Source organism: Pedobacter hartonius (assembly GCF_900107535.1).
Classification (GTDB): domain Bacteria; phylum Bacteroidota; class Bacteroidia; order Sphingobacteriales; family Sphingobacteriaceae; genus Pedobacter; species Pedobacter hartonius.
Genome location: NZ_FNRA01000009.1, coordinates 208032 through 231450, shown reverse-complemented (window position 1 = coordinate 231450; position 23419 = coordinate 208032). Strand labels below are relative to the sequence as shown.

General features: G+C 42.4%; 21 protein-coding genes and 1 pseudogene. 13 read left to right on the top strand and 9 right to left on the bottom strand.

Features of this window, described 5'->3' with window-relative positions; all coding sequences use genetic code 11:
- Positions 1–8 precede the first annotated feature (8 nt).
- From BLW16_RS16330 to BLW16_RS16320, 3 genes are all read left to right on the top strand, one after another.
- Positions 9–1175, top strand: coding sequence for an efflux RND transporter periplasmic adaptor subunit (locus BLW16_RS16330; protein ID WP_090558574.1), 1167 nt, complete (start codon positions 9–11; stop codon positions 1173–1175).
- Positions 1176–1357: 182 nt separating this feature from the next.
- Positions 1358–2074 carry a cytochrome c biogenesis protein gene (locus tag BLW16_RS16325; RefSeq protein ID WP_245735335.1) on the top strand — a complete coding sequence of 239 codons (717 nt, stop codon included), beginning with the start codon at positions 1358–1360 and terminating at the stop codon, positions 2072–2074.
- A 52-nt stretch (positions 2075–2126) separates the two neighbouring features.
- Positions 2127–3149 (top strand): LLM class flavin-dependent oxidoreductase, encoded by a 1023-nt coding sequence (locus tag BLW16_RS16320; RefSeq protein ID WP_090558571.1) that lies wholly within the window; start codon positions 2127–2129, stop codon positions 3147–3149.
- A gap of 46 nt (positions 3150–3195) precedes the next feature.
- On the opposite strand, the pseudogene BLW16_RS16315 reads toward BLW16_RS16320, so the two are convergent.
- The 3 genes and pseudogenes from BLW16_RS16315 to BLW16_RS23315 form a co-directional block, all read right to left on the bottom strand.
- A pseudogene (locus BLW16_RS16315) lies at positions 3196–3423 on the bottom strand (helix-turn-helix domain-containing protein); the annotation flags it as partial.
- Between the two features lie 139 nt (positions 3424–3562).
- A complete protein-coding gene (locus tag BLW16_RS16310) occupies positions 3563–5398 on the bottom strand; it encodes an ABC transporter ATP-binding protein (RefSeq protein ID WP_090558569.1) in 1836 nt (611 codons plus the stop codon).
- Positions 5398–5556 carry a hypothetical protein gene (locus BLW16_RS23315; protein WP_175470614.1) on the bottom strand — a complete coding sequence of 53 codons (159 nt, stop codon included), beginning with the start codon at positions 5554–5556 and terminating at the stop codon, positions 5398–5400. The genes BLW16_RS16310 and BLW16_RS23315 overlap by 1 nt, the downstream gene beginning before the upstream one ends.
- A 233-nt stretch (positions 5557–5789) precedes the next feature.
- On the opposite strand from BLW16_RS23315, the gene BLW16_RS16305 reads away from it, so the two are divergent.
- On the top strand, positions 5790–6560 hold the full coding sequence (locus BLW16_RS16305) for an SDR family NAD(P)-dependent oxidoreductase (protein WP_090558567.1): 771 nt from the start codon (positions 5790–5792) through the stop codon (positions 6558–6560).
- Positions 6561–6599: 39 nt separating this feature from the next.
- Complete coding sequence (locus BLW16_RS16300) at positions 6600–6887, top strand: hypothetical protein (RefSeq protein WP_139298341.1); 288 nt, start codon at positions 6600–6602, stop codon at positions 6885–6887.
- A gap of 572 nt (positions 6888–7459) precedes the next feature.
- On the opposite strand, the gene BLW16_RS16295 is transcribed toward BLW16_RS16300, so the two are convergent.
- Positions 7460–8335 carry a DUF3626 domain-containing protein gene (locus BLW16_RS16295; protein ID WP_090558563.1) on the bottom strand — a complete coding sequence of 292 codons (876 nt, stop codon included), beginning with the start codon at positions 8333–8335 and terminating at the stop codon, positions 7460–7462.
- 104 nt (positions 8336–8439) lie between these two features.
- Positions 8440–9315 carry a DUF3626 domain-containing protein gene (locus BLW16_RS16290; protein ID WP_090558561.1) on the bottom strand — a complete coding sequence of 292 codons (876 nt, stop codon included), beginning with the start codon at positions 9313–9315 and terminating at the stop codon, positions 8440–8442.
- A 316-nt stretch (positions 9316–9631) separates the two neighbouring features.
- Between BLW16_RS16290 and BLW16_RS16285 the strand changes: the two genes are divergently transcribed.
- A complete protein-coding gene (locus BLW16_RS16285; RefSeq protein ID WP_090558559.1) occupies positions 9632–10138 on the top strand; it encodes a peptidase associated/transthyretin-like domain-containing protein in 507 nt (168 codons plus the stop codon).
- Positions 10125–12074 (top strand): outer membrane beta-barrel protein, encoded by a 1950-nt coding sequence (locus tag BLW16_RS16280; protein WP_139298340.1) that lies wholly within the window; start codon positions 10125–10127, stop codon positions 12072–12074. The genes BLW16_RS16285 and BLW16_RS16280 overlap by 14 nt, the downstream gene beginning before the upstream one ends.
- Before the next feature lie 21 nt (positions 12075–12095).
- Here BLW16_RS16280 and BLW16_RS16275 read toward each other — a convergent pair whose 3' ends face one another.
- Genes BLW16_RS16275 through BLW16_RS16260 form a run of 4 tightly spaced genes read right to left on the bottom strand, consistent with a single transcriptional unit; the run spans position 12096 to position 15985 of the window.
- A complete protein-coding gene (locus BLW16_RS16275; RefSeq protein WP_090558555.1) occupies positions 12096–13262 on the bottom strand; it encodes a radical SAM protein in 1167 nt (388 codons plus the stop codon).
- Positions 13252–14358 (bottom strand): hypothetical protein, encoded by a 1107-nt coding sequence (locus BLW16_RS16270; protein WP_139298339.1) that lies wholly within the window; start codon positions 14356–14358, stop codon positions 13252–13254. Before BLW16_RS16270 ends, BLW16_RS16275 begins: the two co-directional genes overlap by 11 nt.
- A gap of 3 nt (positions 14359–14361) precedes the next feature.
- Complete coding sequence (locus tag BLW16_RS16265; protein ID WP_090558551.1) at positions 14362–15714, bottom strand: ATP-binding protein; 1353 nt, start codon at positions 15712–15714, stop codon at positions 14362–14364.
- Positions 15715–15721: 7 nt separating this feature from the next.
- Positions 15722–15985: an acyl carrier protein gene (locus BLW16_RS16260; RefSeq protein WP_090558549.1), complete on the bottom strand. Its 264-nt coding sequence runs from the start codon at positions 15983–15985 to the stop codon at positions 15722–15724.
- A 409-nt stretch (positions 15986–16394) separates the two neighbouring features.
- Between BLW16_RS16260 and BLW16_RS16255 the strand changes: the two genes are divergently transcribed.
- The 6 genes from BLW16_RS16255 to BLW16_RS16230 all read left to right on the top strand — a co-directional run bounded on the left by BLW16_RS16255 (position 16395) and on the right by BLW16_RS16230 (position 23410).
- Positions 16395–17777 (top strand): condensation domain-containing protein, encoded by a 1383-nt coding sequence (locus BLW16_RS16255; RefSeq protein WP_175470613.1) that lies wholly within the window; start codon positions 16395–16397, stop codon positions 17775–17777.
- Positions 17778–17791: 14 nt separating this feature from the next.
- Positions 17792–19546 carry an ATP-binding cassette domain-containing protein gene (locus BLW16_RS16250; RefSeq protein ID WP_090558545.1) on the top strand — a complete coding sequence of 585 codons (1755 nt, stop codon included), beginning with the start codon at positions 17792–17794 and terminating at the stop codon, positions 19544–19546.
- Positions 19539–20324 (top strand): glycosyltransferase family A protein, encoded by a 786-nt coding sequence (locus BLW16_RS16245; protein ID WP_090558543.1) that lies wholly within the window; start codon positions 19539–19541, stop codon positions 20322–20324. Before BLW16_RS16250 ends, BLW16_RS16245 begins: the two co-directional genes overlap by 8 nt.
- A gap of 68 nt (positions 20325–20392) precedes the next feature.
- The gene (locus BLW16_RS16240; RefSeq protein WP_175470612.1) at positions 20393–21565 is read left to right on the top strand and encodes a glycosyltransferase family 2 protein; all 1173 of its coding nucleotides are present in this window, start codon (positions 20393–20395) and stop codon (positions 21563–21565) included.
- A gap of 4 nt (positions 21566–21569) precedes the next feature.
- Positions 21570–22442 (top strand): glycosyltransferase family 2 protein, encoded by an 873-nt coding sequence (locus tag BLW16_RS16235; protein WP_090558539.1) that lies wholly within the window; start codon positions 21570–21572, stop codon positions 22440–22442.
- A 32-nt stretch (positions 22443–22474) separates the two neighbouring features.
- Positions 22475–23410, top strand: a complete 936-nt coding sequence (locus tag BLW16_RS16230) for an NAD-dependent epimerase/dehydratase family protein (protein WP_090558537.1) — start codon at positions 22475–22477, stop codon at positions 23408–23410.
- Positions 23411–23419 lie beyond the last annotated feature (9 nt).

The following is a 23419-nucleotide window of genomic DNA, read 5'->3' as shown; positions in this document are numbered from 1 at the left end:
ACATCTTTATGAATTTCATTTATAAGCCTTTTATATATTTAGTACTCATTACCACCGTTACCGCATGTAAACAGGCCGCACCAAAAGAGGATGCTGAAGAGGAAACCGCTGCTCCTGTTACCAACGAGGTAAGCCTTACCGCAAATCAGATAAAAACCGCGGGGATTGAATTCGGGATGATCGAAATGAAAAACCTGGCTACCGCAATCAAAGCCAATGGTTTACTGTCGGTGCCCAATCAGAATAAGGCAATGGTGACATCCGTGTCGAACGGCACAGTCCGTACGCTGACCGTGCAACCCGGCAATTATGTAAAAAAAGGACAGGTTATTGCAACTATTCTGAACCCTCAGATTGCGCAATTACAGCAGGAATCGCAAACTACCCAGGCGCAGCTGAACCTGGCCAGGCAGGAATACGAAAGACAGAAGGAGCTGGTTGCCGGGAATGCTGCACCCTTAAAGAATCTACAAAAAGCAGAGGCTGAACTGGCAGCATTAACGGCCTCCTACAAATCTCAGCAAATACAAATGTCTGCATTAGGCATTTCGCTCAGCTCAGCCAGCCGGGGCCGGATCGTCACCAGTATACCTGTCCTTGCTCCTATAAGTGGTACCATAAGTGAAGTGTCCGCACAAATTGGTTCCAATGTAGATGCGTCAACACCTATTGCGCAGATAGTGAATAATTCACAGCTACACCTGGATCTGTTCGTCTACGAAAAAGACCTTCCCAAAGTAAAAGCAGGGCAGCTTATTCATTTTACCCTAACCAACAGTGCGGGAAAGGAATACGATGCGAAAATTTACTCCATCGGAACTGCCTTCGCCAATCAAAGTAAAACGATTCCCGTTCATGCGGTAGTAATGGGGAATAAGGCAGGTTTGATCGAGGGAATGAACATCACGGCGATCATCAGCATTGGTAATGCTGTATTACCGGCAGTGCCAGACGAAGCAATCGTGAATAACGGCGGTCAGGATTATATATTCCGGGTAAAAAAACAGGATGCAAAAGAGACAGTATTTGAGCGTATTGCTGTTGCCAAAGGGGTTTCGGATATTGGATACACTGAGATCACACCAGTACAGGATTTGAAACCAGGCGCAGGTATTGTTACCCGAAAAACGTTTTTTGTACTGGCAAAAATGGTGAATACCGGGGATGAAGAATAAGTAAGGAAAACTACAAACAAGTTTAGCGTGATAGTGCTTCGGTAAAAGGCCGTTTACATTGGCGAAGCAAGCAGGTACTGAACTATCATCTGATTATCTTTTTTTTCCAAACAGTCATTCTACCGCCTAAAAATTTCTAATATGTAGCCGGCCCGCGAAAAGAAGCCCATTAAATACAAAAAATGATTTCACAGTTAAGCAGGATGATCTTCTCTACCCGAACCACGGGCGCCCTATTATTATTTTATGCGTTCTCTATGGCGCTGGCCACTTTTGTTGAAAATGATTACGGAGGCTCACAAATGAACCCGCAGATTACCCCGCTGGTGCCGGTACTTAAATCTTACTGGCTGATGGTACATGTCGCAATTATAACTTCCAGTTATGGATTCTTCGGTTTAAGTGCGCTGCTGGGCACAGTAGTATTGCTGTTGTACATTATAGACCATAAAAAAATCAGTGCCAAAGTAAAAGCATCAGTAGTAGAACTTACCATTGTAAATGAAATGTCGCTGACGGTAGGTATATTTTTGCTTTCCGTAGGTACTTTTCTTGGCGGTATCTGGGCTAATGAGAGCTGGGGAAGGTATTGGAGCTGGGATCCTAAAGAGACCTGGGCTTTTATCTCTGTCATTATATACGCATTTGTGCTGCATGTGAGGCTGATCCCCAAAATGAGGAGCAAATACCTTTTTAACCTGTTATCATTGCTGGCCTTTTCTATAATTATCATGACCTACTTTGGTGTAAACTATTATCTGACAGGACTCCATTCTTATGCGCAGGGAGATCCCGTTCCGATTCCGGCCTGGGTTTATATAACCGTAGCGCTGGTTGCGCTATTGGCTATCATTTCATACCACAGGTATAAACGAGGGTCTATTATTACTAATCCATGACCTGTGCGGACTACCGGGATATTACATTTGCAGGTATATTATTAAGCTATTGATGAAGAAAATAGGATTTTTATCATTCGGGCATTGGTCTGACCATCCCGCGTACAATACCCGTACCGCGGGTGACACATTGCTGCAGTCCATTGATCTGGCTGTTGCTGCGGAACAAATAGGTTTGGACGGTGCCTATTTCCGGGTTCATCATTTTGCACGGCAGTTGGCTTCCCCATTTCCTTTGCTTTCTGCCATTGGTACCAGGACCAACAAAATAGAGATCGGTACCGGTGTCATTGATATGCGTTATGAGAACCCGCTGTATATGGTGGAAGATGCCGGCGCTGCTGACCTGATCTCCGGCGGGCGTTTACAGTTAGGCCTGAGTAGGGGATCGCCCGAGCAGGTCATCGAAGGGTGGCGCCATTTCGGTTATGCACCTGCCGATGGTGAAACCGATGCAGACATGGGGCGACAAAAGGCTTTGCAGTTTTTAGATCGATTGAAAGGTGACGGATTTGCCGAGCCTAATCCTTATCCCATGTTTCCGAACCCGCCGGGTTTGTTACGTCTGGAGCCGCATTCCGAAGGATTGCCCGAGCGTATCTGGTGGGGAGCTGCCTCTAATGCAACCGCGGTTTGGGCGGCTGCGAACGGTATGAACCTGCAAAGTTCTACCTTGAAATTTGACGAAAACGGCAAACCTTTCCATATCCAGCAGGCAGAACAAATCAGGTTGTACAAAGAAGCCTGGGTGAAAGCCGGTCACCAACGCGAACCAAGAGTTTCGGTAAGCCGCTCCATTTTTGCATTGATCAATGAGCAGGACAGACTTTACTTTGGCCAGCAGGCAAAAGGGGGCGATAGCTTTGGTTACATTGAAGCTGATCAACGGGCGGTCTTCGGCAGGAGCTATGCAGCTGAACCTGATCAACTCATCAGGGAACTGGCTCAGGACGAAGCGATACAAGAAGCAGATACGTTACTTTTGACGATACCGAATACTTTGGGGGTTGACTATAACATTCATGTACTATCTTCTATTTTGGAGCATGTTGCCCCTGCACTTGGCTGGCGATGACACTGGAGCATGTGAGCAGGATAAGAAAGGCGATATGGATCAGGGATTAATTGAACTTTTGCCGGAATTCCAGCGGAGACAGATCCGTTTTCTTTTTAAAAAGCTTGTTGAAAGATTGCGGATATTCAAAGCCCAGTTGATAGGCGATCTCGGCAACTGAAAGGCTTGTTGAAGATAAATATTCTTTGGCTTTACTGAGCAGCTTTTCCTGGATATGCTGCTGCGCACTCTGACCTGTCAGCGAGCGTAAAAGATCGCTCAGATAATGCGGCGAGAAGTACATAGATCCGCTCTCATGGTCATAACGTGTCCTGCCATACATAATCTCGCCGGAACTTAGCTTTTTAAATGCGATGATAAAAAAAATCTGTGGTCACCTCATAGCCCGCCACTATCCCGGCAAAGGGCATGACTTATTCAGTTATGCCCAATTCAAACTGTAAGCCGCTTAAATACCTGTATAATCCCTGCTCAGTTCTAATCAATTCCTGGTGACTGCCAGATTCAATGATCTGTCCCTTCTCCATCACAAGAATCATGTGTGCCTCACGGATTGTAGCTAACCGATGGGCGATAATAATAGAAGTACGGCCCTTCATTAACTCTTCCAGGGCCTCCTGCACCAAACGTTCCGATTCAGAGTCTAACGAAGAGGTGGCCTCATCCAGGATCAGTATCGATGGGTTTTTCAGTAATGCCCGGGCAATAGCAATGCGCTGGCGCTGCCCGCCTGATAGTTTTACACCGCGTTCCCCAACCACTGTTTCATAACCTTCAGGGAATGAAGTGATAAACTGATGTGCGTTTGCCCGTTTTGCCGATTGTATAATTTCCTCTTTGGTAGCATTTAATTTGCCATAGGCAATGTTTTCCAATATGGTGCCGCCAAATAACATGACATCCTGAGGAACAATAGCTACCTGGCTCCTGATGTCGGTAAGGGAATACTCAGCTGCAGTTTTGCCGTCAAACAGTATTTCTCCGTTTTGCGGATGATAGAACTGTAATATCAATCCGGCAGTTGTAGATTTTCCGGAGCCGCTGGGGCCTACGATGGCTATTTTCTGACCGGCTTTGGCCTCAAAGGATACATTGGTCAATACTTCGGTTTCAGGCCGGGACGGATAGGCGAAATTGACATTGCGGAACGACAGGTTTCCCTCTATTTTTTGTTTCACCGTATTGTCCTTTTCGTCTATGGATACTTCTTCGCCTTCTTCGGCTAATATTTCCAGTACCCTTTCGCTGGCGCCTACGGTTTTTTGTACGTTTGCAAACAGCTCCGGGAAACTGCCCAGAGAGGTACCTAAAAACATCGCGTAAAGAGAGAATTTCAGCAATTCACCAAAGGTGATTTCGTGCTGGCTTACCAGCACACAACCATAACCTACAACCGCCAGAATACCGCCAAAAACACAAAGCACAATAAAGGAAACAAACATGCCCCTGAATTTTGCGCCCTTAATGGCAATATTGGCCACATCGTGAATGGTATTGCTGTAACGCGTGGCTTCGAATGATTCATTTACAAAAGCTTTCACGTTGGCTATGCCCAGCAGGGTTTCTTCAACTATGGTATTGGATTCTGCCATTTTATCCTGTGCCTGGCGTGATATCTTTTTGATATACCTGCCGAAGAAAACCGCAAAGACAATCATGACCGGTAAAACCAGGAGCAGTGCAAAAACCAGTTTTTTTGAAATGACAGCCATAAAAATAATGCCGCCTACCAGTAAAACTGACTGTCTTAACATTTCGGCAATGGTGGTGGTGAGCGTGTCCTGAACCTGTGACAGATCTGCAGATATCCGGCTGTTGAGCTCGCCAACTCTGCGGTTGGAGAAGAAGTTCATCGGCAGCGTGATCAGCTTGAAGTAAGTATCGCGCCTGATGTCGGCCAGTGAGTGCTCTGCCACATTCACAAACCATAAAATGCGAAAATATGAGACCACTGCCTGCAAGGCTAATACCCCGAAGGCCAATAAAAGAATGCCTTGTATGGTGCCCGGTAAATAGCTATTGTTATGCTTCCCCTGGGCGGTATCGATGAGTGCGCCTATAAATGACGGAAAGGCAAGCCCCACCAAACTCGATAAAAAAAGAAAGAATAATGCTGCTATGAATTGTCCGCGGTATGGTTTCAGATACGTGAGTAACCGCGCAACATGGGTTAAGGTTTCCTTGTTTAGTTTTGCTTTATTTAATTCAATGCCCGATGCGTTTCCGCTGTTTAATTTCTCCCTTGCCATTATATTTTGCCCGGCAATACGGCGGCCGCCTCAATCTTAAACCTGAGAGCTTCAGAATTACTTGCTTTTTCGCCCCTTAGCGCTAATTCGTGTACCCATCCTGATGTTGGGTTGACATACCCGGGTAAGGGCGCGCCTGAAAAAAATACGTTCGACATAAGAGTTAAGACGAATAAGAACTAAAAAAACTTTAATTTTTTTTAAAAAAAAAGCAATGAGCTGCCACATACAGTGATATGCTTTGTGCGGGCAGCCCATCGCAGGGGTTTAAAACTCAGCCAGTGCAACAGGTGATTTGCATGTCCTCATTTTAGTTAGGAATGTTCTTGATTTGGTTAGGATTGCCGGATGGCAAATGCACACTTTTGATTATTTATTAATCATTATTCATATGGAAAATCAGATTGAATCATCAGCCGAAAGGCTTATTGCGCTGGTCACCGGCGCCAACCAGGGCATAGGTTTTCAGATCGCCAAAGCACTTGCAGACAAAGGTTATATCGTGTATGTGGGTTCACGCAACCTGAGCAACGGGGAAAATGCCGCTGCTGATATCGGGGCTACCGCTTATGCCATCCAGCTGGATGTAACGGAGCAATCAACCATCAGCGCAGCAGTGGAACGCATCGGGAAAGAATCCGGCCGCCTGGATCTGCTGGTAAACAACGCAGCTATATCACATGCTGGTGAGCCGGGCCGCACATTGGAAGAAATGACGGAGGACGGCAGAGCCAGCACGGCATCGATTGAGTCGATGCGGAGGGTTTGGGAAACCAACGTATTTGGGGTTGTTGCTTTAACCCAGGCAACATTGCCTTTGCTTCGCAAATCTGCGGCAGCCCGTATTGTCAACGTGTCAAGCGGACTGGGTTCTTTAACCTGGGTATCTGATCCAGATTGCTGGGCCAGGGAACAATTTGGCGTTATTTACGCCGCTTTAAAAACGGCACTTAATGGCATCACCATGGCGTTTGCCATAGAACTGGAAAAGGAAAATATCAAGGTTAATGCAGTAAGCCCTGGTTTTGCAGCTACAGCACTGAATGATTTCCGGGGCACTGATACGGTTGAGGTTGGCTCGCTTGAGCCGGTTCGTGTGGCACTGAAAACAGACGGTCCGACCGCAACTTTCACTGGTCCGGATGGTCCGCTTCCATGGTAATTATGGGAGGGTAAATCTACAGAATCAGACGCCTATCAATTGAAAGAGAGTACGCAACAAGCTGATCTGGATATGCTAATGGCAGCAAAGGAGGTGTTAAAGGCGCTTCATGTTCAGGAAACCGGTCCTTTATACCTCAGCGGCTGGTCAATGGGCAGTTGGTCTACCCTTATGTTTCAGCAAAAACTGGAAAGTCTCCATATTCCCATCAAAGCCGTGTCAATTGCCTGTAATTCAACTGATGTATTCGCACTGATTAACCGTTGGGTACACAATCCAAAGCCGATAGATGCAATGTGGCTGCCGGGATACTGGCTGTGCAGCTGAATGCTTACAGGTTATTATGATTTACCGGCTTAACCCAATGGGCAATTAAGCCTGAGCATGTTTAGGTCTGCAAAGATTACTACGATAATAAGATAGACTTTACTGCTTTTTACGCTAAGACCCCGCATAAAGTAGGAGATATGATGAGTGCTGAATTTATAGAATCAATTTCTCTTGGGCAAAACCGCTACCGGCAGGTTTTACACGAGAACAGTTCCTACCTTTTCAGAAGCACAACCCCAATGCACTGTTACTATGGTGAAATTGATGAGGCAATTCCTAAATATATCGGAATTTTACCTGAGCCTATCAGGAAGTAACGGGCGGCGCAAAAGTAACTTCTATCTCATCAGGTAAAAATGGTGATCACCGGGGGACATTTGAGTTTTCAATGAAAGATGAAAAGGTGTGGTTCGATAATCTGCTGTAAACGCCTCTATTTATATAAAAAAGCAGAAGTGGGCTGCCAAACAGATTTATCATCTTTTAAGGTATAAGAATAGATTGGGCTAGCAACCAGCTGATTCAGCATAAAGCGGAAGGGTGGGAGCTATCCGCTTTATGCTTAACGTTTATTTAAATATCAGCTGTATGTTATTCTGCCGCGCAAATTCTTCATATATTTGTTTTATTATATTGATATCAGGGTAGCTTGAAATTTCAAAATTATCGATACACATCTTTTCTACGTCCCGGCTAAATAGGATATCACCATGTATCTGCGCTTCAATGTATCCGCGATATTTGTCCACTAAAAAAAGTCCGTTCGCGATATCATGCAGTACAGTAAGCATATCCTCTTTCATATTTACGATTAGACGGTGTAGGTTATGATAGTTGGCTAACAGCGTTGTGGCATCTCTCTCATCATGTATATAGGTAAATGAGTCTGTGTCGGTAAATGTACAATTGTGTTTTACATACTGTTTCAGAATCATATATGAACTGCCGAAAAAATAGGCTGGCCCATTTGTGAGTCTGGCGAAGTTAAGTGCGCCATACTTTGGCCTCAAGGATGGTTCAAAATATATATTAGTTCCGCTGTTGTATTTGCCATAAGTTTCGATTCTGTCAATTACATCTTTTGGCCCTGCCTGCCATCTTTTATTTGAGTAGTCAAAAAATTTTTCTTCAAGCTTGTCTCTTCTCTCCATATAGTGCTGTGTATTTCCGGTCTCAAACACATTCAGCCAACGTTCTTTTATATTTTCATCAAAGAAACGATGACCTCTGAAATTTATAGTGAGCTCTGAATACTGCAGTGTTTTTACCATCTTATCAAGCACGTTTTCCGCATCCAGCGGCGAAACCTTCAGCACATTGACTAGCCTCATGACTGCTTCAAGCTGTTCCAGCGTACCATAGGAACTTATATTGAGGTCACCTAGAGAAGCTACGTCGCCGGCTGCCAGTCTGCCAAGTATTTGTTGTTTTTCTTCTGGGGTCATAAAATAAGAATATTACTCATTCAGCATAATTTTGTTGCCAAACGGATTTATCATTTTTTCCGGTACAAGAATAGATTAGAAATTTCCGGATTTCTGCAGAGCATTTATTTAAATATCAGCTGTACGTTATTATTCTTCCTGAAAAGTTCATAAAATTTTTTTAACATTGCGGTATCAGGCCTGCTTGAAATTTCAAAATTATCAATGTACATCTTTTCCACATCCCTGCTAAACAGGATGTTGCCATGTATCTGCGCTTCAATGTACCCCTCATATTTGCCCACTAAAAAACTTCCGTTTGCGATATCATGCAGTGCAATAAGCATGTCCTCTTCCATATTTACGATTAAGCGGTTTAAGTGGTGATAGTTGGCTAACAGGGTTGTGACATCTCTTTGATCACCCCTATACCCAAAAGAGTCTATGTCGGTAAATGTGCAATTATGTTTTACATATTGTTTCAGAACTATATATGATTTGCCAAAGGATTCTGCTGCCCCATTTGTGCGTCTGGCGAAGTTAATTGCGGCATACTTTGGCCTTAAAGATGCTTCAAAAGACACATTATTTCCGTAGTTGTAGCTGCCGAAATTTTTAATCCTGTCAATTACGTCTTTTTGTACTGCCTGCGCTCTTTTATTGGAATAGTCGAAAATATTTTCTTCAATGCCGTCTCTTAAATTCATATACCCCATATTTTTTCCGTGCTCAAAGGCATTCAACCAACGTTCTTTTGTATCTCCATCAAAGAAATCATAGCCGTTGAAGTTTATAGTGAGTTCTGAATCCTGCAGTGTTTTTACCATCTTATCAAGCACGTTTTCCGCATCCAGCGGCGAAACCTTCAGCACATTGACGAGTCTCATGGCTGCTTCAAGCTGTTCCAGCGTATCATAGGAACTTATATTGAGGTCAGCTAGAGAAGCAACGTCGCTGGATGCCAGTCTGCCAAGTATTTGTTGTTTTTCTTCTGGTGTCATAAATAATATAGCTTACACAAACCTAATTTAAAGGTCTTTATTAGAAACGTTATTTAAAATCCCCAAATTAGGGCAACCTCATTACTTATTTTCGTTGCTGGTTTATTCAAAATTTCCTGACCGGACATTTACCAGTCTGTTCTGGTGTTTTATATTATGTATAAAAATTATGGTATGAGATAATTTAAATTATAATATAACGTAATTATTCATGTTTATCATATTGATAATTCAATTAAATTTTAATAGGTTTAAAACTCAAAGGTCAATAATTTAAATATTTGAAATTGCTGTTTTTAACATTTAATTCTTAATTGTGAAGAAAACTTACTTAAAACAATCTTATTTTGTAATTTTTTTATGCTGTCTTTTTTTAAACGGACTTGCTCAGAAGAAAGCCGAATTTTATCTGAAAGGTGTTATACAAAGCACAGGCAACGAAGGGGTTAGCGGTGCAACCTTATTGCTCAAAGACGGCAGTAGCGGTAAGATACTAAACCAGCGGGAGAGCGGTGGGGATGGGACCTTTTCTTTCACTGTAGTCGCAGGAAATTACATCGTTTCTGTGAGTTATCTGGGTGCATTATCGTACCAGAGTGACCTGATCAGGCTGACGGGAAATACCGATTTAGGTATGATTCAGCTTAAAACAACCGCCCGTAGTCTTAAGGAAGTTGTGATTCAGACTTCCGCCAGTAAACCTGTTATTCAGGTTGATGGCAGAAAAATGATATATAATGTCCAGAATAGTATTAGTGCCCAGGGTGGTAATGTACTGGAGGCCTTAAAAAAAAACGCCCGGAGTGATTGTGAACCAGAATAACTCCGTTACCCTAAACGGTGCCAGCGGCGCGCTCGTGATGATCAATGGCCGGCAAACCTATTTGCAGGCCGAAGAGCTGGCGCAGCTGCTGAAGTCTGTTTCCGCGTCCGAATTAAAATCGATTGAGATTATTAAAAACCCTTCTGCCGAATACGATGCGGCTGGAACCGGTGGTATTATTAATTTAGTGCTCAAAAAATCAACTGCTGACGGCTTTAACGGCAGCATCAATAACGGTGTTGGTTATGGTAAAACCATCAAACAGAACACCAACCTGAACGTTAATTACAGACAGGGGAAACTTAATCTGTTTGGCAGTTACAATCATAACTTTGGAAATTATGCGATGGATTACGACAATGACCGGACTACAAATGGAAAGGTGTATTTAAATTCCAATCATGATGTGGACCACCGTCACAGCATAGGTTCCACCCTTGGTGCAGACTATGCCATAGATACCACCAAAACGATCGGAATTGTGGCCAATGCTAATTTCTTAAATGGTATAGGATTGATCACTCCCTTAACAAATATTTATGATCAGCCCACAGGTCAGCTTTTACAGGTCCTGCGCAGTCAGAGCAGCTATCCCGAACAAAAGACCAGCCGCTACACGACCAATTTAAATTACCGCTACAAAGGAAATAACCGTACCACCCTGGATATTGATGCCGACTACGGGACTTTTGATGCCATGACACAGAACCTCAGCACCAATACCTATTATTCGCCGGCCGGAGCATTTCAATCGTCTAACAATTTTCTGGTAAGCAACAGCAGGGATATTAAATTATATGCCATTAAAGCAGATTACGGCTTTCCATTAGGAGAGGGCCGGGTAGTAACGGGCGCAAAGTTTTCTGATGTGAATGCCAATAATGTGTTTAACCAGTATGATGCGAATGGCAGCATGTATGTGCTGGATGTAAGTTTATCCAATACCTTTAAATACCGGGAACAAATCACTGCCGGATACCTGAAGTATGAGCTACCTGTCACGGCCGACCTGAATATCGATGTGGGGGCAAGATTGGAAAATACACACTCTAAGGGCGATTTGCAGCCGCTCGAAGGCAATAGCCAGTCGGCAACTTCTGTAACCAGAAATTACCTGAATATTTATCCTACGGCTGCAATTACCTACAAAACCAAAGCGTCCGGCACCTATAACCTGAGTTTTGCCCGCCGGATAGACCGCCCCGCTTATAACGACTTAAATCCTTTTTCATACCCCGTAGATGAACTCTCTTACTGGAAAGGCAATCCCTTTCTCCAACCTCAGTATGCCAATACGCTGGCGCTGCAATACAGCTATAAAAAAGCTACATTATCCGCCAGTTATACACATACTACCAATCTGAGCAGCCAGATCACGGAAGTTTCAGCAGGGAACATTATCAATATGGTACCCAGGAATATTGGCGAACAGGATAACCTGAACCTGACCCTTACGCAGCAGGTCAAATTAGCCAAATGGTGGAACCTGAGTTTTACGGGCATCGGGTACCGTCTGGAAAATACAGTCGGCACCGCAGAATATGGCAATTATAACCTCAGCCGCTTTGCGGGCACTGTCAACCTGCAGCAAACCTTTAACCTGCCCGGGCAGATTACCGCAGAAGCCGTCAGTGTAGTGAATTCTAAAAATATAAGCGGTTTAAATACGTATGTAAAAAGTAACTCACAAATTGACCTCGGACTGCAAAAGATTGTAATGAAAGACAGGGCTACGCTAAGGCTGGCTGTCACCGATATATTTAAAAAAAATAAAATTATTACCGACACCCAACTGAATAATCTATTATTGCATACCACTTATGCCGGTGAAACCCGTCAGGTACGGTTAAATTTCACCTATCGCTTTGGAAACAATAAAGTTAAAGCACAGGATAGCCGGGAGTCAGGGCTGCAAAATGAATCCCGAAGATTATGATGTGCTTTAATCAAAGGGTGTTTAAATTCCATTTCTATATAAGAGTACGCATTTGGAACACACCGGCATTATCCCCGAACTCACTGTCTGCCTGAGTCTCTTAAACTTTTCGCTATTCCATATTTCAGTCAGTGACTGATGATTTAAATCTCCGATAGCAAGCTCCGGGAAAAATTTACTGCAGGTTCCAACTTTGCCGTTTGCCAATACTTCTGCCCTGTTTGCCAAAGCAAAGCAGCGTTTCGGAGAATTGTATTTGTCAGTTATAAAGTCCATTATTTCATGCGAATTGATTTCCTGACTAAACCTTACCCTGCTTTTCCATACTCTCTTATTCATGCGTTTAATTTGTTCCTGCAGGATCACTTCAGAACTTTCTCCCAGCTGAAAGGTATAGGAATGCCAGCTGCCCGAAATTGATGCTGCATCCTCATTGATCCAGGACAGCTGAGTTTTAAAAAAGTTATCCATCTCGGCAGCGCGCGCAGGAGAGATATACCATGGATAACTTAAATAGATCGAATCCACACCTTTAGCTTCGAAATATTCAACAAATTCATACAACTGGGGAACCAGCTCGTCATTCAAAACTGCACTTACCGATACAGATCCCAGGTAATTTCCCTTTCTCTGCTCTTCCAGAAGGAGGTCCATCTGGTACACAAGACGTTCAAATGTTGATTTTCCCCTTAATGCATTATTGGCTTCTGATAGTCCGTCAACGCTGAAAAGCAGGGCCAGATGCGGTGAAATTTTCAGTATGGATTCCATGTTTTTCTGAATCAGAATCCCGTTCGTACAGATCACCGTGTGCCTTGGGTCCTCAGCAATGCAATCTGCAATTTTATCCCATTCTGAATGGTATAATGGTTCGCCACCCCAGAGATAAAGCCTGGATTTTACTTCTTTTGTTTCATACAGGATGTTTTTAAAAGCCTCGATACTCAGTTCTTTTTTTTGAATTTCCTGGTTGTAGGCATGGAAGTAGCCATCTTCATTCCACTGGTAACACATTTTGCACCTGAGATTGCATGCATATGTTAACTGAATGTCTACTTCAGTAGGAACGGCAAGCGCATAAGAAGCGTCTTTCCGTATACCCCGCCTGGTGGCTGATATATCTTTAATTCTTTTTTGAAGTCTGCTGAAGTTATCAGCGTCAAATGTTGTGGTTGATTTAAAGCCCATGATGATTGATATAAGAGGTGATAAAATTCGGAGTTTCAGATCTGATATTTAATAGGTTGCGGTGTATCTGTTCCAGTACTGCTGTGGAGAAGTTCGTCTCCCGCCAGTCTTCAAATGACATCCCTAAACCGTATGCTTTCCACAGCATCCCGTTTTTATTTTCACTGTTTCCGTAGGGCTCCAGGGTAATGAGGGGTGTGGCGGAAGACAAAGAATCTATCAGTGTGCCTGCTCCGGGTTTGCTGATGATGGCTTTGCTGTTCCTCACAATTTTGTACAGGGGAGAGGAATGGCTATTGTCGAGCAGTTCTTTCTGGTTGTTTGCTGCTTTATTGAGGTAATACAATGGAGGGAAAGTGTGTTCATTGTTTTCGTTTAGCTCCCAGATATTCCATTTTGGGTCAAGAAAATAGTAATCAGCTTTTGGGTTCACTTTTTCTGAATCCGGGTCTTCGTAAACAATGACAGACATGCTGAAATGGGTATGGATCAATTCTTCGCCTTTCGCTTCAAAATCACCCAGTCCCCAGCCACCGCCGTGAATAACGAGGTTGTTGTTCCGGTCATGGAAGGGGATAGGATCAGAGGCATCCACATCCATATGATAGTTAACCTTCCGGTTTTCCCAGCTATGGAACCAATGTGTTCTTGCAGAAGGAAATCTACAATCGTGCATCTTCCATGAAACGGAATAGTCAGCGTCCAGGTGGCACAAATCAATTCTGAAGTATGCGCTGTCCGTCATCTCTAAAAACCTGTTTAATACAGGTATCCAGAAGCCTGAAAATACCACAAAATACTGTCTTTTTTCCTGTATCCAGCTTTTATAAAGGGCTGCTACCAATTCCTCGTCAAGTGCCCCGCCGGGGTCTGAAGCAATATTTTGTCCCATCAGCGCAAATGAAAAGCTCTTATGGAACTTTGACTTCATTCTGGGGATAATGTTTTTTTTATCCCTTTTATAAAAACTTTCAAAAACATGTACTTTTGCCGGTACGCCCGCCTCATTTAATTGCCTGGCCATGATCACACCGGGGACGTAAAAACCCATTCCCGGTCCGGCATTCAACACTGTAACGCAAGGTCTGCTCATCATTTGTTAAATTATTTTTACGCCTAATTTTTCGAAAAGCCTTTCTGCTTTCTCCTGCAGATGGTCACGGTCTGCCGGGCTGCTGTAAATAATATGATAGTAAAACTTGCCCTTGAACGGGCCGTGGGCCATCAGCATTGAATTGATATCTACAGTATTAGCGGATAAGGGTAAAATGCCATTCAGCATGCCAGTTACGAAAAGCAGGCCGTCATTTTTAAGTTCCTGCAGCACCTGATCAAAGCTAAGCCGGTACTCCACAGTAAAGTTTAAAGTCATCATTTTACATTTGAAATCCTTGTTGATATCCGTTAAAAACGTAAACAGTGAGTGATTAATCAGGCCCATTGATTTCCTTGCATTGATCTCTACAACAGGGATCAGTTCCCCATTGCTCAGGATCATAGAATCAATGCATACAGGTCCTGTATATCCGGATTCAAATATGATCCTGCAGGCGGAGGTAATGTATGCTGCATATCCTAATGATTCTATCCTTTTAACAAAGGCTTCGTCTGCATGTTCAATACCTGAAAAGCGGAATTTATCATTGTATATTATATGAAAAGACAGGATTTCAAAAGTACCGGTCTGATCAATCATTCCCTGGCAGGAAAAGTCAATTTGTTTATCTAAAAAGGGTTCCAGAATCAGATTAATTATTTTCCCTGATTGCTCCTGGGACATTAAATGTCTGACAACCGGGCGAAGGGTGGATGTTTTTTTGATCAGTATATTTCCATTTCCCGATACGCCAAAAGGATCTTTGATCATGACGGGAGAATCATTCAGCATGATTTCTGCCTGTCGCTGCAGGCTTTCAGCAGAGGTTACCACTATACCTCCCGCTCCCTTTTCCAGTTGATTTGATATCATCGTAGAAAACACCTTGGAATTGACATGTTTCACGGTATCGACGTCAGGAAAGTATCCATCCGGCTCTAATATGCCGGTTAAGGACGAGTGGTCGGTTACTATTGCATAAGGGTCCAGCTTCACATCCTCTTTGTTCAGTGTAAGGAAAGCATTGTCATATTTGACCTGCTGATAAAGTGCCGTAGTTACAGATTGTTCAATTTCTGTAACCTGACTGGTGCTGCCAACTTCCGTCATGCCCATGTTGGTGAATCTGAAACCCAGTTCGGCAAGGTATCTGAGGTGTGCCCCATTCATCGCAAATCTGGTAACCACCAGGCACTCTTCTCTTTTGCTAAAAACAAATTGTATTTCATCCATTGCTGCAACAATCAGATCGGCCTGTTCATCCCTGAAAGACGGCAGCGTGCCATAGAGGTGGTTCTGCCAGTATCTCTCCGCATTAAAGGAGCCGAATATGAGTGGTTTCCGGTGATTTGACATGGCTGATTTATGGGTTTGAAGGAATCTGCGAGTTCACATATTCTGCCAGCACTTCAATTGATTTGAGATAACTTAAATCCAACTCATCAAAATTGATCTCGATACCAAAATTTTCTTCAATCTCCAGCATGAATTCTATCATTTCAACGGAATCCAGTGCAATATCGGTTATAATATTTGCGTCGTCAGAAAATTCAATTGCCGCTCCGGGTCTTTCAATTACTGTTTCAAGGATTGCTTTAAGTTTTTTAATAACGTCATTGATTTCCATAGCTTTAATTTATGTTTAAGGATCAGCTAGTTATGTCTGGTTGTCTGCTGCTGTGACCATGATGAAAGTGTTAATTCATTGGAGGTTTGGTATTTCACAATTGAATTTTATCTGGTATAGGTGTTCATTTTTTTTAAAAGTAATTAACAATAGGACACTTAAATTACCTTATAAGGTATAGTATTTCTTTTTTACGATCAACAGGCAGGCGTAATTGATGATATATAATTTTGTCTCTAATATAATAAATTTTAATTGCTAACAATTTAAATATTATTTAAATAATATTTATTTAATATTAATATATAAAGTTAAAAATACTATATTTATGTGTATTTGAGATAGCATTGCTATGATTGTGTATTTAAGTAGTTAATAAAATTATAAAAATTTATTTAAATGGATGCATATGTCTGAAATAATAGATTCTGGTATCATGAGCTTTCAGCAAAAACAGTCTTATGATTATCACATGTCCTTAACTCATGCAGGCAGTTACGAGATTATGCTGCTGGATTTGGATGTCAGCCATTTAGACCCTGATTTTATTCCCCTGTCGGTAAACAGGCTTTTTTACGAGAACGATTCTTTCAGGACAATATTTACCCGGAAGGACGGGGAAACTTTCCAGCAGGTACTCAAAATGAATGAGCAAAACAATTATTATTTTGATGTTATCGATCAGTCCCGCGAACACTATGATGGTTCCCGGATTGAAGCTTTGCTTTCCACTATAGGTTGTACCATGTCAGTATCCGCGGGATCCCTGCTGGCCAGGTGTGCGATCGTTACCTTTAAAAATACAATGGTCAGATGTGTATTTTTTATTCATCATGTGATCGCCGATCTCTGGTCCATTCTGATCATAAAAAAGCAATTCTACGCTATCTATGATAGCTTGTTCGCCAATCAGGGAAGGGCGGACGGGTTGATGAAAAAAAAATATAACATGATTGACTATGCCAGGCACCAAAAGGAAGGCTACGATTTGAATGGTGCCCGGAGTATAACTTACTGGCATCAAAAGTTAGCACCTGTTTTAATGAATCCCAGTTATACACCCGTAAATCTTAATGCTGAAATCAAACCTGGATTTGATGGCGCAGACCGGAGCAGCACGATCAGCAAAAAATTAGATCACGGAGATTGCGGCTTTTTGGTTTCAAAAATTGAAGGCGGGCTGCTTACCAGCATTTATCAGCTGCTGGAGAAATCGAACACTGGTTTTATGGCATTGTTTAACACCATATTTAGCCTGTTGCCCTGGTATAATGGGGTTTTCAAACGTGTTTTAATTGCTTCGCCGGTGAATAACCGGTTAAGCAGCAACCTGAAATCAGTTGTTGGGCTTTGCGGAGGGGCTATTTATACGTATCTGGATCCGGACCTGAGTCTTACAGTTTCCCGGCTGCTCAGTCAGGCTTATTTTGATATCCTGAAGTCTTTAAAATATACAATTACTGATCATCATATCTTTGAACTTGATGGACAGCTGTTGAGGGAAAGAACAGATTTGTTTCTGAATATTACTTCAAAGGAATTTGAAAATACAATACCGGAACGCTATTATACCGGTGAAGCAATTCAGGGAAAGAGAATTTATTATGCCATGCAGTGTTCCGTATTTGAGCAGGAAGATCATATAGGAATGATTATAGGTTACAATAAAGAGTTCTACACCCGGCAGGAGGCTGCCGGTATCATGGACTCAGTCTTCCGTGTGATCGAAATTCTTGAATCTGCGTTTGATCAGCCGCTAAGTAAACCTTCAGACCTCATACATCGCCTTTAAAACTTTCTTTTTTCATGCCAACTAAGAGAAACCCATATTTGCAACTGGCTAAATTTTCCTGGTCACTCGGTAAGAAATACCGTACCGTACAAATCTTTTATTACGTTATTTTTATATTATCAATCACAGTATCTTCTTTAAATCCCTTTCTCTATAAATGGCTGATAGATGAAATTCAGACTACAACCCATATCCTGCAGGCCATCTGGATATTTGCAACCCTGAGCGTCTTTCTAAAGATTTTTGAGTGGTTAGTGTATGCTCCGGCATACTTTAAAACCAGGAATATTGGTTTTGAGCTGAGTACTCAGTTTCTCGTTGACCTTCATGTTAAAGTGATGGACAAGCCAACGAAATGGCATCAGGAAAACCATATGGGTGCTACCGTTAACAGAATTAAAAAATCTTCGGATGCCCTGAAGAAATTTCTCAATGATGATTTCCATTATTTAAAGGTTTTCTTTCGTTTCATTTTTGCCATGATTGGCATGATTTATTTTGCACCATTATACGGAGTGGCCACATTACTGATCGGGGCCGGAATCGTGTATCTCACGATGATGCTTGACCATAAGTATTTAGTGCAGCTCAACCAGGTAAATGAAAAGGATTATCTGGCTACCTCCGTCCTGCTGGATAACTTATCCAATCACCAGACGGTTACCTCACTTAAATTACATGAACGTATCACCGCTAATTTCCAGCTGAAAATCCGCCAGCTTGCCGGGCCGTACTTCAAATCAGTGACAATTGATGCCTTAAAATGGGCGTCTGTCGAAATTCTGGTTGTGGTGATCTATGTAGTGATGGCTATTGGTTATGTATATGACAATTACCAGCCGGGGCAGAGGTTTCCGGTTGGCGGACTGGTTGCGATGCTCGCTTATACCATCCAGTTTACATCCGGATTTCAGGATATGGCATGGCTCTATGCGATGATTATTGGAACCTATGCTGATTTTTCGGCGACTGAACAGCTGAGGTCGGCTCAGGAGGTAAAGCGGGGCACCGAGGAGGAGCTCAGTAATACCTGGGCCACCATCATGCTCAATCAGGTGAGTTATCTTCATGGGGATGCAGATGCCCGGAAGTTTGTACTGACGGATGTAGATTTCAAGATAAAAAAGGGACAAAAGATTGCTTTGATCGGTGCCAGTGGAAGTGGTAAAACGACATTACTGAAACTCATGCGGGGCTTGTATACGCATCAGGAAGGTTCAGTATGGCTCGATCAGAAAAAAATTGGATGGGAACAGCTGGAGCAACTTGTTTTATTCCTGCCCCAGGAGGCTGAAATATTTAACGATAGCATTCTTTATAATTTATGTTTAGGGCTTGAAACAGATATTCCGGCAATCAGGCAGGTTTGTAAGATGACCTTGTTTGACCGCGTTATAGAAAGATTGCCTGAGGGTTTAAATACCGTCATTGATCAGCGTGGTGGTAATCTGTCAGGAGGGGAAAGGCAGCTGCTTGCGCTTACCCGGTGTATCCTTCTGGACAGATCATCTCAGTTATTATTGTTTGATGAACCCACCAGTAGTATCGACCCTTCAGGCGAGGCTGTCCTGTTAAAAAATATCTTCAGTTTTTACAGCGATAAATCCGTCGTTTTTACCCTGCACAGGCATTATCTGCTACCTATGTTTGATTATATCTACCTGATGGAAGAGGGACGGGTGATCTGGAAGGGGACTTATCAAAATATGTTATCAGATGAATTAGTAAGTAAGTATGTTAATCAAAAGACAGCAATTAAGTATGAATGATTTTTCCCGGCATAAGAGCAGTAACCATCGCGTTCCACTGATATCCTGTCTATGTGTCACCCATCAGAAACCGCATCTGCTTGCAAGGGCTATTGCCTGTTTCCTGTCCCAGTCCTATCCTTTAAAACAACTTGTTTTGGTTTATGAGGATACCGATTTGGCTACCAGCCTGTATGTAGAGGAACTTAAAGCTGTGGCGGATATTAAACTGATCAGGGCGAATTCGGCGAATATTAAAAAAACCCTTGGGGAATTACGGAATATTGCAGTTCTTGAAGCAGATGGGGAATACGTCTGCCAGTGGGATGACGACGACTGGTATCATTGTGACCGTGTGTTTTGTCAGTTGCAGGCTTTGCAGCAATCCGGAAAGCCCGCGTCAATCCTGGAACGCTGGCTGATATTTAATGAAGTTGAAAATAAAATATATTATTCTCACAAGAGGCTGTGGGAGGGCAGTATCATGTGCCGCAAAGATATATTCCTATTGAGAACCTATTCAGCAGTATCAAAAGGTGAGGATACAGCAATTATAGACTTTCTGAATGATCATGATTATCTGTCGGTGTTGGATGCCCCGCATCTGTATGTATACGTCTACCATAGCAGGAATACATGGGCTATTGATCATTTTGAAAAAATTTTTGAGGCCAGTACTGAAATGTCAAGATCTTTTTCCCGCATTATCGGGCACATCCTGAATGGTAATATTTCTCCCGTAAGGAGGTCCCGTTATCTGGAAAGAACCACATCTCTGCACGCAGACAAATATACCTGACCGGCTAGTTTTTAATCACAAATCCCTCGTTTATGGTTTTTATCAACATTATAAATGGCTTATTTTTTTTGAAGATACTTTTTTATCTGGTCTATTTCAGCAGGCGGATCCGGCCAGCTCAGGCGGAAGCAAATCCATCTTCGGAAAACCTGCTTTCTGTTGATATCATTGTGCCTGCCTATAATGAAGAAAAGGTGATTTTAACTACTTTGGATTCGTTAAATGAAATCACCTATGCTGGTATTCAGATCATAGTTGTGGATGACGGTTCCCAGGATGGCACCCTGGCACTGGTAAAAAAACGTTACGGTGCTTCGCCTAAATTTAAAATTATCAGTCAGGAAAATAAAGGCAAAGCCTTTGCCCTTAATCAGGGTATAAGATGTTCAGCGAGTGATATTGTTGTTTGTCTGGATGCGGATACTACCGTTGGGGCTGATATAATTGATAAATTAGTACCTTATTTTCATGATTTCCGGGTAGCGGCTGTTGCCGGAACCGTAAAGGTCAGAAACGATACCGGCCTGATCTGTGATATGCAGCTGATGGAATATCTTACCAGTCAGAATTACGAGCGGGAGGTGTTTGAATCAGTAAACGGTATTTTGGTCATACCGGGAGCGATTGGTGCATTTCGCAGGAACGTATTGACCTCACTGGATGGATATAACAATGATACGCTGACAGAGGACACCGATATCACGTTAAAAATACTCTGCAATAAATACATCGTAAAAAATGCGGCTGACGTATTCGGTTATACTGAAGTTCCGGCCAGCATCGGCGCATTTCTCCGGCAGCGGGTCAGATGGAAGGTTGGTACGGTACAGGTCTTGTATAAATACCATAAGCAGGCCATGTTAAGCATTCATCCCGCGGTATCGTTTATTGTTATTCCCTATACCTGGCTTTACTGTATCGTTCTTCCGTTCATCACGCCCTTTGTTGATTATGTTTTCCTGGTCCATCTCCTTTTTTATCCTGACTTCCTGCTTTCCGGTGATTACCTGTTATATATTTTACTGGACCTGGCTGTTCCGGCTTTTATTTTATTCATGAGGCGGGACGGTTCTTATCAACTGGTCTACCTGTTGTTTTTACGGTTCCTGCTCAGGCAGGTCACATTCCTTTCCTACATTGAAATCTGTATCAGGATGTGTAAAGGTACCCTCTTTGAGTGGAGGAAAAGTGTAAGGTATGGCATACCGGAAGATATCAAAAGTAACTCAGGTTTAGTATAAGCTTATGTCTGAAAATAATCAACTTGCCATCATCATACCTGCCTATAAGGCTGAATATTTACGGTTGACGTTAGCATCAATCAGCAAACAAACAGATAAAGACTTTCATCTTTATATCGGTGATGATGCCGGAGATGACAGCATACCCGGCATTGTTGATTCCTTTTCAGAAAACCTTAAGATCAGCTATAGACGGTTTGAGGAGAATCTCGGTCATCAATCGCTGGTTCTCCACTGGAATCGTTGTTTCGGCATGGCTGGAGATGAAACCTGGCTTTGGCTGTTCAGTGATGACGATTTAATGAGTGATCGTTGTGTTGAAAATTTCAGAAAGGCTTTGGGTAAAAATAAATCTTCCAGAATATTCAAGCATGATTCTGCAAAATTTATCAATGCCGGGGAGGTAGTAAAGGAAAATATTGGGACAGAAAGTATGGATACCATTCAGTTTCTGAAGTCCAAATTAACATATGCTACTGAGAGTTATGTAGTTGAATATGTGTTTCACCGGGATTTATTGATATTGACCGGAGGGTTTCGTGATTTACCGCTGGCATGGTGCGCTGATGATCTTTTCTGGGCATTGGCGAGTCAGTATTCCCCTATCATAAAAATCCGGGATTCAAAAGTATTTTGGCGCTTTAGCGGGCACAATATTTCAGGACGCCCAAACTCATGTGTTACGAGCAGGAAAAAGATGTATGCCTGTTATTTATTTGTGAAGGCCCTTAAAGCTGCAGGTATATTTACTCTTGACCCACAATTAAAACGAATGGCAGTTTCCTGGTATTTTGCCCAATTCAGGCATCTGAAAGCCGGTCTTAATCCTATTGAACGGTCGTTTTGTATGGCCAGGGTGTGCCGGATGTTGATTTAGAAATTATCACTTGTTCATTATAACTTATCATTATGGCTAATATTTTAATCACCGGCGGAGCCGGAAATTTAGGAAGTTCGCTTGCCCGCACTTTGGTTAGAAACGCTGAGTACAAGATCGTGGTGGCAGATAATCTGGTTACCGGGAATATCAGGAATCTCCCTTCCGGTTTTGACAATTTTTCATTTTTTGAATGTGATGTGAATGAATCTGAACAATTATCAGCATTAATGCTGGCAACAAAATTTGATTTTATTTTCCATTATGCGGCACTGGTAGGTGTAAAACGAACACTTGACAATCCATTGCTGGTACTTAAAGACATAGAGGGTATCAAAAATATTCTTGCTTTAGCAAAAAATACCGGTGTAAAACGTGTTTTTTATTCGTCTTCTTCAGAAGTGTATGGCGAACCGACAATAATACCACAACATGAAAACACCACACCCTTAAACTGCAGGTTGCCCTATGCGATAGTAAAAAATGTTGGAGAGGCATTTTTCAGGTCTTATCAGAAAGAATATGGACTTGATTACAATATTTTCAGATTTTTCAATACTTACGGGCCGAATCAGAGTGTCGATTTCGTGATTTCAAAATTTATTGATGCAGCGTTACACGATAGAGACATTACCATTTATGGTGACGGGGGACAATCACGTACGTTCTGTTATGTCGATGATAACGTGGATACCATTGTTAAAATTTTTGAAGGTTCATTATACGTTAATGACGTAGTCAATATTGGGAATACGGTGGAGATCAGTATTCAGGAATTAGCGGGTATCATCATTTCATTAACCCGCTCGTTATCATCTATCATACACCTGCCAGCTTTAAAAGAAGGGGATATGTCCAGGCGCCAGCCTGACAATACCAAGATGATGGGTATAATTAATAGGCCATTAGTCAGTATTGAGCAGGGGATAAAGAACGTACTCGCAGCCAGATATAATTTTGTCTGCTAAAAGGATTGA